Source organism: Actinomadura meridiana (assembly GCF_039537545.1).
GTDB lineage: Bacteria > Actinomycetota > Actinomycetes > Streptosporangiales > Streptosporangiaceae > Spirillospora > Spirillospora meridiana.
In genome coordinates this window covers 25,685-37,144 of record NZ_BAABAS010000007.1, presented here as the reverse complement: position 1 = coordinate 37,144, position 11,460 = coordinate 25,685, and the positions used below count along the sequence as shown (strand labels likewise).

Sequence of the window (11,460 nt, the reverse complement as noted above, 5' to 3'; positions counted from 1 at the left end):
CCGCCTCACCTAGGCGGGATCGGCGGCCGTCTAGGTGATTTCCACCGACGCGAACGACGACGTCCCGGCGCGATCTTTGCGTTATGAGAAGCGCGCAGACCGTGGCCGCAGGACGGTCCAGCCCATGGCTGGCACTCGGGGTGCTGGCGACCGCCCAGTTCCTCGTGGTGCTGAGCACGTCGATCGTCAACGTGGCGCTCCCGCAGATCAGGACCGGGCTCGGGCTCGGCTCGGCCGGGCTGTCGTGGGTCGTCAACGCCTATGTGCTCGTGTTCGGGGCGTTGCTCCTGTTCGGCGGACGGTCCGGGGACGTCTTCGGGTTGCGTCGCGTGTTCCTGTCCGGCGTCGCGTTGTTCGCGGTGTCGTCGCTCGCCGCCGGACTGGCGCCGGGCGCGGGCACGCTGATCGCGGCGCGGGCCGTGCAGGGTGTGGGAGCCGCGTTGCTGGCGCCGACCGCGCTGGCGCTGGTGCTGACCCGGTTCACCGACGCGAGGGGACGCGGCGCCGCCCTCGGCGTGTGGGGCGCGGTGTCGGGGGCGGGCGGCGCGGCCGGGGTCCTGCTCGGCGGCCTGCTGACCGGGGCGTTCGGGTGGCGCGCGGTGTTCTTCCTGATGGTGCCCAGCGCGGTCGCCGTGCTGGTCGCCACTTGGCTGCTGCTGCCCGCCGACCGTCCGCGCGGTGGACGCCTGGACGTCCCCGGCTCGGTCACCGCGACGGCCGGGCTCGTCGCCCTGACCTACGGGCTGTCCGACGGGAGGTGGGTCGCGGTCGCGGCGGGCGTCCTGCTGCTGGTCGGGTTCGTGGTGCTGCAACGGCGGGCCGCCGATCCGCTGCTGCCCGCGCGGATCCTCCGCGTCGGGTCGGTGACCGCCGCGAACGTCCTGATGACGCTGCTCGGCGCGGTGTGGCTCGGCCTGTTCTTCTTCCTGCCGCTCTACCAGCAGCGGACGCTCGGCTACGGCCCCGTCGAGGTCGGCGCCACCCAGCTGCCGCTCGCGTTGATGATCACCGTGTCGTCGTGGGCCGCGCCCCGGCTCGCCGGACGGTTCCCGCCGCGCGTCGTCCTCGCCACCGGGTTGCTGCTGCTCGCGGTGGGGCTGGCGTGGCTGTCGCCCGTCCCGGCGGACGGCTCGTTCCTGCCCACCCTGCTCGGCCCGTCGCTGCTGATCGGCACGGGGGTCGGGACGGCGTTCGTCCAGCTCACCGCGCTCTCCACGGCGGGCGTACCGGCCGCCGACGCGGGGCTGGCCGGGGGCCTGGTCAACGCCACCCGGCAGATCGGCGGGGCGGTCGGGCTGGCCGCGCTCACCGCGATCTCCGACCGTGGCGGGTACGGGCCCGCGTTCCTGACGACCGCCGCACTCGCCCTCCTGATCGCACTGCTGTCCATCGTCGCCATCTCCCGAAAGGAACCCACGTCATGACACCCGCGCCGTACATCAGCGGCCACTACACCCCGGTGACCGACGAGACGACCGCGACCGAACTCCGGATCAGGGGCGACCTCCCGCCGGAGCTGGACGGCCGGTACCTCCGCAACGGCCACAACCCGAAGCCGGGCATCACCCCGTCGCACTGGTTCCGGGGCAGCGGGATGCTGCACGGCGTCCGGCTGCGGGACGGCCGCGCCGAGTGGTACCGCAACCGCTGGGTGCACACCCCGGCGTTCGAGGACGACGCGCCCCTCATCCGCGCGGACGGGTCGCTCGACCTGACCGCCAGCGTGGCGGGCACCCACGTCATCGAGCACGCCGGACGCTACCTGGCCCTCCAGGAGGCGAACCTGCCGTTCGAGGTCACCAGCGAACTCGACACCGTCGGCCCGTTCGACTTCGGCGGCAAGCTCAAGACCGCGATGACCGCACACCCCAAACAGGACCCGGTCACCGGTGAACTGCACTTCTTCGCCTACTCGCCCGTCCCGCCGCACTTGGTGTACTACGTCGCGTCCGCCGCCGGTGAGCTGGTCCGGACGGAGGTCGTCAACGGCGCCGGACCCTCGTTGATGCACGATTTCGCCATCACCGAGAACCATGTCGTCTGGCTCGACCTGCCGGTGGTGTTCGACCCGTCCGAGCACTCCGGCATCCCGTACAGCTGGAGCGACGACTACGCGCCGCGCATCGGCGTCATGCCCCGCAAAGGCCCGGCCGTCCCCGTCTGGTTCAGCGTCAATCCCGGTGCGCTCCTGCACGCCTCCAACGCTTTCGAGGACGCCGACGGACGCATCGTGCTCGACGGCCCGCGCTACGACCGCGCGTCCTGGGAGTCGAGCTGGAAATGGTGGACGGGCACGCCCGGCTACCCCACCGTCCCCGTCACCGGCGCGATCAACTATCGGTGGACGCTCGACCCGTCCACGGGCACGGCGACGGAGGAGGCGCTCGACGACCTGGTCACCGAGTTCCCCACTATCAACGAGGACCACCTCGGCCGCACCAACCGCTACGCCTACGCGCTCGCGTTCCCCGGCACCGGCCTGGACGAGTTCGCGCTGGTCAAATACGACTCCGCGACGGGAACCCGGCAGCTCCGCCGGGCCCACCAGGACGTGATGCCGGGCGAGGCGGTCTTCGTGCCCGCCGAGGGCGCCACCGCCGAGGACGACGGCTACCTGCTGACGATCACCAGCGACCTGAGGCACGACTCGTCCGAACTGCTCGTGCTCAACGCCGTCGACCTGAGCGAGGTCGCCGCGGTCGAACTGCCCCGCCGGGTGCCGTCCGGCATCCACGGCTCCTGGATACCCGCCGAGCGGGAGGACCAGTCATGATCACCGGGATCGACACCGAAGCCCCGGTCATCGTCCGCCGCGCCACGACGATCGACGCCCCGATCGGACACGTCTGGGCCCGGCACACCGACATCAACGCCTGGCCCGCCTGGCAGCCCGAGATCACCGCCGCCCGCGTCGACGACCCGCTGCGGCCGGGGACCGTCTTCCGGTGGACCACCGCGGGCCTGGAGATCGCCTCCACCGTGTACGCCGTGGAACGTCCGCGCCGCATCCTTTGGGGCGGGGACGCGCACGGCATCACCGGCATCCACCTGTGGACGTTCGACGAGCGCGACGGCGTGGTGCACGTCCACACCGAGGAGTCGTGGGACGGCGGACCGGTCCGCACCGACGTCGAGGCCATGCGGATCGCGCTGGACGGCTCCCTCGCCTCCTGGCTCGACCACCTCAGGAAGGCCAGCGAGGGCGGCTGACGGCGCTGCCTCCAGACCGCCCCCATTCGCGTCCCCCTGACGTCCGCTGTCGTCAGGGGGACGCTCGTGGGAGGCGGCCCCGTCCAGGGAGGTGGGCGGACGGGGCCGCGGGGGCCGCGCGGGGACGGGGGACGGTCCCCGCGCGGCAGGTGTCAGTGCTCGGTCGCGGCCTCGGCGCCCGCCCCGGTGAGGGAGCGGACCTCGATCTCCGCGTACTTCTCGGCGTTGTGCTCCTTGCTGAGGATCGTCCCGAGGAACCCGCACAGGAACCCGAACGGGATCGAGATGATCCCCGGGTTCTCCAGCGGGAACCAGTGGAAGTCCACGTCGGTGAACAGGGCCTTCGGCGTCCCGGACACGACCGGGGAGAACGCGACCAGGAAGATCGCGGAGCCGAGCCCGCCGTAGATGGCGGCGACGGCGCCCGCCGTGTTGAACCGCCTCCAGAACAGGCTGTAAAGGATCGCGGGCAGGTTCCCGGACGCGGCCACCGCGAACGCCAGCGCCACGAGGAACGCGACGTTGAGGCGCTGCGCGTAGATCCCGAGGACGATCGCGACGGCGCCGATGACGAACGCCGAGATACGGGCGACGCGAATCTCGTCGCGTTCGGTGGCCTTGCCCCTGCGGAACACGTGGGCGTACAGGTCGTGGGCGAACGACGACGACGAGGCGAGCGTCAGCCCGGACACGACCGCGAGGATCGTCGCGAACGCGACCGCCGCGATGACCGCGAGCAGGATGGTGCCGCCCGCGTCACCGAAGACGAGGTCTCCGATCTTCTCCGCGAGTTGTGGCGCTGCGGTGTTGCCCGCCGGATTCTCCTTCGCGATGTCCTTGCTGCCGACGAGGGCGGCGGCGCCGAAGCCGAGGACCAGGGTCAGCAGGTAGAAGCCGCCGATGAGGCCGATGCCCCACAGCACCGACTTGCGGGCGTCGCGCGCCGTCGGGACGGTGTAGAACCGGATCAGGATGTGCGGCAGGCCCGCCGTGCCGAGGACGAGCGCGAGCCCCAGGCTGATCAGGTCGAGCTTGCCCTCAAGGCCGCTCGCGTCGGTGCCGTAGCGCAGCCCCGGCTCCAGGAACTTGTCGCCCTTGCCGCTCTGGTCGGCGGCGTCGTTCAGCAGCGACGACAGGTTGAAGTTGAACTCGCCCAGCACGAGGATCGTGATGAGGATCGCGCCGGTCAGCAGCAGGCACGCCTTCACGATCTGCACCCAGGTGGTGCCCTTCATCCCGCCGAACACGACGTACACGATCATCAGCACGCCGACCAGCGCGATCGTGGCGCCCTTCGCGAAGTCGCTGTGGAACCCGAACAGCAGGGACACCAGCGCGCCCGCGCCGACCATCTGCGCCAGCAGGTAGAAGATCGACACGATGATCGTGGAGACCCCGGCGGCGGTGCGGACGGGACGCGGGCTCATCCGGAACGCGAGCACGTCCGCCATCGTGAAGCGGCCCGAGTTCCGCAGCAGCTCCGCGACCAGCAGCAGCGCCACCAGCCACGCGACGAGGAACCCGATCGAGTACAGGAACCCGTCGTAGCCGTAGAGGGCGATGAGCCCGGCGATGCCGAGGAACGACGCGGCGGACATGTAGTCGCCGCCGATCGCGAGCCCGTTCTGGACGCCGGTGAAGGACCGTCCACCCGCGTAGAAGTCGGTGGCGTCCTTGGTGTTCCGGCTCGCCCAGACGGTGATCGCGAGCGTAGCCGCCACGAACGTCAGGAACAGAATGATCGACAGAGTCTCGTTACTCATCGGACCCCACCCTTCTGGGGGACGATCCCCAGACCCCCGGACAGGACGCCCGAAGATCCTCGCTCCGCTGCGGTCATCGGGCGTTCCTTCTGGGGGGCGACCCCCAGACCCCCGGACAGGACGCCCGAAGATCCTCGCTCCGCTGCGGTCATCGGGCGCCCTCCGCCTCGGGTTCACCGGCGTCGTCGGACCCGGTGGCCGCCGTGCCGTCGCTGAGGACCTGCCCGCGGATCTTGTCCGCGAGCGGGTCGAGGCTGCGGGCGGCGTGCCGCGAGTACAGCCAGGCGATGACGAACGTCGACAGGAACTGGAGGAGCCCGAACACCAGCGCGACGTTCACGGCACCGAACAACTCGGTGCCCATGAAGCCGCGCGCCCACCCGGACATGACGACATAAAGCAGATACCAGCTGAGGAACGCCGCGGTCATGGGGAATGCGAATCGGCGGAATCTCCGCCGGAGTTCCTGGAATTCCGTGCTGCCCTGGAACCGTTCATAGACGGTGCCGGAGGCGCCCTTATCGACGGACACGACCGCCCCTCCTCTGTTGTGACGGTAGTCACGCGCCACGGTAAGGAGGGTGTCCCGGACGGGCGAAGAGGGCTGGCCGAGGGGTGCGGTCAGCTGCCGCTCATCGTCGCCGGTCTGCGTGCCGTGTCGGTGAACGGTCCATTTGACGCGACGAACGGTCAGACCCTTTTCGGGCGCCAGGTGCCCCGGTCGACGTCCAGCGACTCGGGAGTGTGCAGGCGCACCATCATCCGCGCGACGCCCGGCGGCACCCGGCCCGGCGTGCACCACGACACGACGATCATGACGGCGAACGCGACGGGCACCGTCCAGGCGGCGGGCTCGGCGAGCATCGCGCCGAGGAAGCCCGCCGGTGGCCCGGCCGCGATCGTCACGATGACGGCGGTGCCCGCGAGGATGCCGCCGACGGCGAGCCCGGCGAACGCGCCCGGCACGGTCAGCCGCCGCCACCACACGCCGAGGACGAGCAGCGGGCAGAACGTGGACGCCGCGACCGCGAACGCGAGACCGACGACGTCCGCGACCGACAGGGACCGCGCCGCGATGGCGAGGGCCAGCGGGACGATCAGCGCGAGCACCGTCCCGGCGCGGAACGAGCGCACCCCGCCGCGCAGGATGTCCTGCGCGAACACCCCGGCGACCGACACGGTGATCCCGGACGACGTCGACAAGAACGCCGCGACCGCGCCACCCGTGACGAGCGCGCCGAGCAGGTCACCGCCGACGCCGCCGATGAGACGCCCCGGCAAGGTGAGGACGACGGCGTCCGCCCGTCCCGTCATCAACAGCTCAGGCGTGTAGAGGCGTCCGAGCACCCCGTACAAGGCGGGAAACAGATAGAACGCGCCGAGCAGCGACAGCACCAAGACGGTCGTACGCCGCGCGGCCCGCCCATCAGGGTTCGTGTAGAAGCGGACGAGCACATGCGGCAACCCCATCGTCCCGAGGAACGTGGCGAGAATCAGCGAGTACGTCGCGTAGAGGGAGTGTTCGCGGCCGTCCAACGGCAGCGCCCACTCATGGTCGGTAGTAACGGGCCCGCCACTCACGTGCGGGACTTGAGCACCCGCCGGGAAGGTGACGGACGTGTCCTGGTCGATGTCGTACTGCCCGACGTTCAGGGTGAGCGGGACGTGGTCGTAGTCGCGGCCGTCGACGCGCCCGTCCACGACGACCTGGACGGGCTCCGTGACGTCCACCGTGACCGCCATCCCGACCGCCACCGTGGTCCGCTTGTCGAACGCGGGCGGGGCGTCCGACGACAGGCCGGGCGCGCCGTCGTACCGCCACGCCAGCAGCAGGAACACCAGCGGGACCGTCAACGCCGTCAGCTTCATCCAGTACTGGAACGCCTGGACGAGCGTGACACTCCGCATCCCGCCGACCAGCACGTTCACCGCGACGACGACCGCGATCAGGACGCCGCCCGTCCACACCGGCGCACCCGTCACCGTCCGCAGCACGAGCCCGGCGGACTGGAACTGCGGCAACAGATACAGCCAGCTGATCAGCACGACGAGGACGCTCGCCGCCCGCCGCACCAGCATCGACTCCAGTCGCGCCTCGGCGAAGTCCGGCAACGTGTACGCGCCGGAGCGGCGCAGCGGCGCCGACACCAGCACCAGCAGCACGAGATACCCGCCCGTCCAGCCGACGGGCAGCCACAACATGTCGGCGCCATAGACCAGAATCAGGCCCGCGATACCGAGGAACGACGCGGCCGACAGATACTCGCCACCGATAGCCGACGCGTTCCGCAGCGGCGTGACCGTCCGGGACGCGACGTAGAAGTCGGACGTCGTCCGGGAGATGCGAACCCCGAGCACCCCGATCAGGACGGTGGCGACCACCACCAGCAGAACGCCCGCGAGCCCGTACGCCGCGCTCACGGCGCGTCCGCCCGGTCATCAGACGACGGCGACCGGTCATCGGACGACGGCGACCGGTCGACGAGTTCGGCGAAGTCGTCCTCGTTGCGTTCGGCCTGCCGGACGTACCACCAGCCGCAGGCGACGAACCACGGGTAGATCAGCCCGCCGAGCACGAGCCACGGCAGTGGCACGCCCAGCACCTCGCGCTCGCGGATCTCGGGGAGTGTCGCGAACAGCAGCGGCAGCCCCGCGACCACCACCGCGAGGACGAGGCACAGCCGCAGCGCGAGCCGCAGTTGCGTGCGCACCAGCGACCGCATGTACGCCTCGCCGAGCCCGGTCTGCTCGTCGATCTCCCGCGTGACCGGGTAGCGGGGGCGGCGGACGGCGCGCGTCCGCGGCCCCGTGACCAGCACCCGGCCCCTGCCCGTCGACCCCTTGACCACGGGCGGCCGGGTGCCCGGTTGCTCGCCCGGACTCAGGGTGACCGCCTCGCCCGGCGCACCAGCAGGTCCCGCAGTTCCCGGACGTGCCGTCGACTCACCGGCAGTTCCACCTCGCCGACGATGACGGTGCAGCGCCCCGAGTCCAGCCGCAGCTCCCGGATCGCCGACAGCGCGACGAGATGGCTGCGATGCACCCGGACGAACCCGGCACCGTTCCACCGTTCGCTCAGCGCGGCCAGCGGAATGCGGACCAGATGGCTGCCACCGGACGTGTGCAGCCGCGCGTAGTCGCCCTGCGCCTCCACGTACAGCACCTCGGCGGGCGTCACGAAGCGGGTGACGCCGCCCAGCTCGACGGGCATCGGCTCCGGCTCGTCCGATGACGACGGCGAGGGCGGCGGGCCCGTTCCGCCGTCGTCCATCCATTCCTCCGTCGCCTCCGACACGCGCCGGATCGCCTCGTTCAGCCGCTCGGGCCGCACCGGTTTGAGGATGTAGTCCGTCGCCTTGATCTCGAAGGCGTCGACGGCGTGGCCCTCGTACGCGGTGACGTAGACGATCTGCGGCGCCCGCGCGAACTGCGCCAGGACGCGGCCGAGGACGGTGCCGTCCAGGCCCGGCATCCGGATGTCGAGGAACACGGCGGCGACGGGCCGCCCCTCCGCGAGGGCCCGGTCGAGCTTGCGGAGCGCCGCCGCGCCGTCCCGCGCCGTGTGGATCTCGCCGATTCTGGGGTCGGCGCGGAGAAGGTGGACGAGGTCGTCCAACGCGGGCGCCTCGTCATCCACCGCCAGGACACGCAGGCTCACCGCAACCCCGCCCTTCGTGTGCCGCCCGCCACATTCCAGTAAACAGACGTCCACGAGTCAAGGGGTCAGCCCCGGGACTCGTGGGATCGGAGTTCAGGACGCGGTCACTCCGTCCCGGTATTTCGGGACCCGGACGGTCACCTTCGTGCCCGCGCCAGGCCCGGTTTCCACGGCGAGTCCGTACTCGTCGCCGTACACCTGGCGCAGCCTCCCGTCGACGTTGGCGAGGCCGATCCCGGCCGCCTCGCCGTCGTCGCCGACCCCGCCGCGCATCTCCCCGGCCAGCAGCCGCCGGACGTCGTCGGGGTCCATCCCGATCCCGTCGTCGTCGACGCTGATCACGCAGTCCGACCCGGCGTCCTCCGCGATGATCGTGATGAGGCCGGGCGCCGACCTGTCCTGCAACCCGTGCCGGACGGCGTTCTCGACCAGCGGCTGGAGGCACAGGAACGGCACCGCGACCGGCAGCACCTCCGGTGCGATCCGCAACGTGACCCGCAACTGCTCCCCGAACCGCGCACGCTGAAGAAGCAGATACCGGTCGATCGACCGCAGCTCCTCCGCCAGCGTCGTGAAGTCACCGTGCCGCCGGAACGAGTACCGCGTGAACCCGGCGAACTCCAGCAACAACTCCCGCGCCCGCTCCGGGTCGGACCGGACGAACGACGCGATCGTCGTCAGCGAGTTGTAGATGAAGTGCGGCGAGATCTGCGCCCGCAGCGCCCGCATCTCCGCCTCCATCAGCAACGTCCGCGAATGGTCGAACTCGGCCAGTTCGAGTTGCGCGTCCACCCACTGCGCGACCTCGTCGGCGGCGCGGATCAGCCCGGCGGGGACGTCCTCCCCGTACGCGGCGAGCGTCCCGACGACATGGTCGTCGGTGGCGAGCGGCACCACCACGACCCGGCGGATCAGGCAGTCGAGCCGGTCGCACGGGACGTCGTGCACCTGGGTGCGGCCGCTCGCGAACGTGACCTCCGCGTGGCGCGGACCGTCCACGGCGTGATGGTCGTGCTCACCGTCCCAGGCGAGCAGCCGCTCCCCGTCGGTGATGGCCAGCGCCGAGCAGCCCAGCAGCGTCCGCAGATGCCGCGCCGCCTTCTGCGCGCCCTGCTCGGTCAGCCCCGCCCGGAACGCGGGCGCCGCCCGCGACACGGTGTGCAGCATCTCGAACGTCGCGCGCCGCGCGGGCCCGCCGAGATCACCTCCCTGACCGCGTCGCCGCCACCACACCAGCGCCGGAACCCATGTCAGCACCAGCGTGCCGAGAACGGCCATCCCCACATTCATACGGCGAAAGCTACGCGGTACCCCCACCACGCGGGAGGGCGCGTGTGTCACTCACCCGTTCAGCCGTGTCACGAACATCGGGAGTGGAGGGGGAGGCCGTGTTCGTGGGCGTAGATGACCAGTTCCGTGCGGTCGCGGACGTCCAGCTTGTGGCAGATGTTGCGCAGGTGGGACTTGGCGGTGCTCTTGCTCAGGGTGAGCCGGGCGGCGATCTCGTCGTAGCGCAGCCCGCGCAGGAGTAACTCCAGGACGTCGCGTTCGCGCGGGCTGAGGACGTCGAGACACCCGTTGCTGGTCGCCGCGCTCGCGCAGGTGCGGGAGAACTCGCTCACCAGGCGTGTCACCGCCCCCGGAGACAGGCCCGCCTCACCCCGGTGGACGCGGTGGATGCAGTTGATCAGTTCGTCGGGAGAGGCGTTCTTGCGAGCGAAGCCCAGGACCCCCGAGCGCAACGCCCTGAACAGGTGCTCATCGGAGTCGGACTGTCCGTACATGACGATGCGGACGCCGGGGACGCCGCCCGGTCCGCAGATGGCCTCGGTCGCCTGGAAACCGTCCATGACGGGCATCGAGGTGTCCATGAGCACGACGTCCGGACGCACGGACCGGCACAGGGCGAGGGCCTGGGCCCCGTTGGACGCCTCCGCCACGACCGCGATCGAGGAGCGCCGACACAGGGTCGTGCGCAGACCGGCGAGGACCATCGGTTCGTCGTCCGCGACCATGAGTCTGACCAGGCTCATCTGTCACCACCACTCTCCGCGCCACCGAAGGTGCGCTGCCGCCTTGCCCCGGGCACCGCGGCCGGTGAAGGGATTGGCGTGAAAACGCCATCTGAGCCGCACGGAGGTAGCGGGAGTTCCTTCCCGTTTCGGGAGAGTGATCGGCCGCGTTCGGCCCCCCGTGTGCGCCGTGCCCGCTTCCTCTGAGAGTTTTCTTGATCGTCTTTTTGGAAACAAGATCGTTGTCCAAGGTTGGACACAAGCGGACCGGGTCACCATTTTCGGACCGGCACCATTTCGCGGCGACACGCCTGGCATCGCGGTTATCCGCATTCGTCCGGCGTCCCCGAACCGGCCGAAGGCCAGCACTTATCGCGCAGCGTGCCCGTCACATCACGCTCCGAACGCGAGCCCGGGGGCGGTTACCGGGATGAGGCGCGCCTAGCCCTGAAGACGAGCCGCGCATGAACCAGATGGGCAGGGCACTTCCGGCTTCCGGGCGATGTCGCGGCCGGGGACCCGAACCTACGCTCAACTGTGCGAAACGGCCCACTCGCCAAAGGAGGGTCAGTTGTCAGGTATCAGCGGGTCGGAGGCAGGCAGGCTACTGGTCGCGGTCGGCGTGGAAATTACCGACGCCCAATGCGAGACGGCCTTTGAGGAACTCGGCGTCGACTCCCTGGCGCGGGCCGAGATCGCCGCGCGTGTGCAGGAGCGATTCGGGGTCGACATCGAGGATGAACTGCGGGAAGAGACCACGCCCGCCGATTTGATGAGGTTTCTTTCCGGCGTGACGGCTGAATGAACGAGGGGCGAC

At 70.6% G+C, this 11,460-nt stretch carries 11 protein-coding genes; 4 read left to right on the top strand and 7 right to left on the bottom strand.

The window, feature by feature from the left end:
- Positions 1-83: 83 nt before the first annotated feature.
- Genes ABD808_RS18090 through ABD808_RS18080 form a run of 3 tightly spaced genes read left to right on the top strand, consistent with a single transcriptional unit; the run spans position 84 to position 3,210 of the window.
- Positions 84-1,424, top strand: coding sequence for an MFS transporter (locus ABD808_RS18090; protein WP_344898081.1), 1,341 nt, complete (start codon positions 84-86; stop codon positions 1,422-1,424).
- Positions 1,421-2,773: a carotenoid oxygenase family protein gene (locus ABD808_RS18085; RefSeq protein ID WP_344898079.1), complete on the top strand. Its 1,353-nt coding sequence runs from the start codon at positions 1,421-1,423 to the stop codon at positions 2,771-2,773. The genes ABD808_RS18090 and ABD808_RS18085 overlap by 4 nt, the downstream gene beginning before the upstream one ends.
- Entirely contained in the window at positions 2,770-3,210 is a 441-nt protein-coding gene (locus tag ABD808_RS18080; protein ID WP_344898077.1) for an SRPBCC family protein, read from the top strand. Before ABD808_RS18085 ends, ABD808_RS18080 begins: the two co-directional genes overlap by 4 nt.
- A 152-nt stretch (positions 3,211-3,362) precedes the next feature.
- Here ABD808_RS18080 and ABD808_RS18075 read toward each other — a convergent pair whose 3' ends face one another.
- From ABD808_RS18075 to ABD808_RS18045, 7 genes are all read right to left on the bottom strand, one after another.
- Positions 3,363-4,973, bottom strand: a complete 1,611-nt coding sequence (locus ABD808_RS18075) for a solute symporter family protein (RefSeq protein WP_344898075.1) — start codon at positions 4,971-4,973, stop codon at positions 3,363-3,365.
- A 148-nt stretch (positions 4,974-5,121) separates the two neighbouring features.
- Positions 5,122-5,505, bottom strand: a complete 384-nt coding sequence (locus ABD808_RS18070) for a DUF485 domain-containing protein (RefSeq protein WP_344898073.1) — start codon at positions 5,503-5,505, stop codon at positions 5,122-5,124.
- Positions 5,506-5,663: 158 nt separating this feature from the next.
- On the bottom strand, positions 5,664-7,394 hold the full coding sequence (locus ABD808_RS18065) for a sodium/solute symporter (RefSeq protein WP_344898071.1): 1,731 nt from the start codon (positions 7,392-7,394) through the stop codon (positions 5,664-5,666).
- Positions 7,391-7,822: a DUF485 domain-containing protein gene (locus ABD808_RS18060; protein WP_344898069.1), complete on the bottom strand. Its 432-nt coding sequence runs from the start codon at positions 7,820-7,822 to the stop codon at positions 7,391-7,393. Before ABD808_RS18060 ends, ABD808_RS18065 begins: the two co-directional genes overlap by 4 nt.
- Positions 7,823-7,854: 32 nt before the next feature.
- Positions 7,855-8,631: a LytR/AlgR family response regulator transcription factor gene (locus ABD808_RS18055; RefSeq protein WP_344898067.1), complete on the bottom strand. Its 777-nt coding sequence runs from the start codon at positions 8,629-8,631 to the stop codon at positions 7,855-7,857.
- Between the two features lie 93 nt (positions 8,632-8,724).
- Positions 8,725-9,909 carry a sensor histidine kinase gene (locus ABD808_RS18050; RefSeq protein ID WP_344898065.1) on the bottom strand — a complete coding sequence of 395 codons (1,185 nt, stop codon included), beginning with the start codon at positions 9,907-9,909 and terminating at the stop codon, positions 8,725-8,727.
- Positions 9,910-9,989: 80 nt separating this feature from the next.
- Positions 9,990-10,664 carry a response regulator transcription factor gene (locus ABD808_RS18045; RefSeq protein WP_344898063.1) on the bottom strand — a complete coding sequence of 225 codons (675 nt, stop codon included), beginning with the start codon at positions 10,662-10,664 and terminating at the stop codon, positions 9,990-9,992.
- Between the two features lie 550 nt (positions 10,665-11,214).
- Here ABD808_RS18045 and ABD808_RS18040 point away from each other — a divergent pair.
- Positions 11,215-11,448, top strand: a complete 234-nt coding sequence (locus tag ABD808_RS18040) for an acyl carrier protein (protein WP_344898061.1) — start codon at positions 11,215-11,217, stop codon at positions 11,446-11,448.
- Positions 11,449-11,460 lie beyond the last annotated feature (12 nt).

Excerpts from the sequence above, each read along its gene's own strand:
- ABD808_RS18090 (WP_344898081.1), top strand. The coding sequence starts at position 84 with ATGAGAAGCGCGCAGACCGTGGCCGCAGGACGGTCCAGCCCATGGCTG.
- ABD808_RS18085 (WP_344898079.1), top strand. The coding sequence starts at position 1,421 with ATGACACCCGCGCCGTACATCAGCGGCCACTACACCCCGGTGACCGAC.
- ABD808_RS18080 (WP_344898077.1), top strand. The coding sequence starts at position 2,770 with ATGATCACCGGGATCGACACCGAAGCCCCGGTCATCGTCCGCCGCGCC.
- ABD808_RS18075 (WP_344898075.1), bottom strand. The coding sequence starts at position 4,973 with ATGAGTAACGAGACTCTGTCGATCATTCTGTTCCTGACGTTCGTGGCG.
- ABD808_RS18050 (WP_344898065.1), bottom strand. The coding sequence starts at position 9,909 with ATGGCCGTTCTCGGCACGCTGGTGCTGACATGGGTTCCGGCGCTGGTG.
- ABD808_RS18045 (WP_344898063.1), bottom strand. The coding sequence starts at position 10,664 with ATGAGCCTGGTCAGACTCATGGTCGCGGACGACGAACCGATGGTCCTC.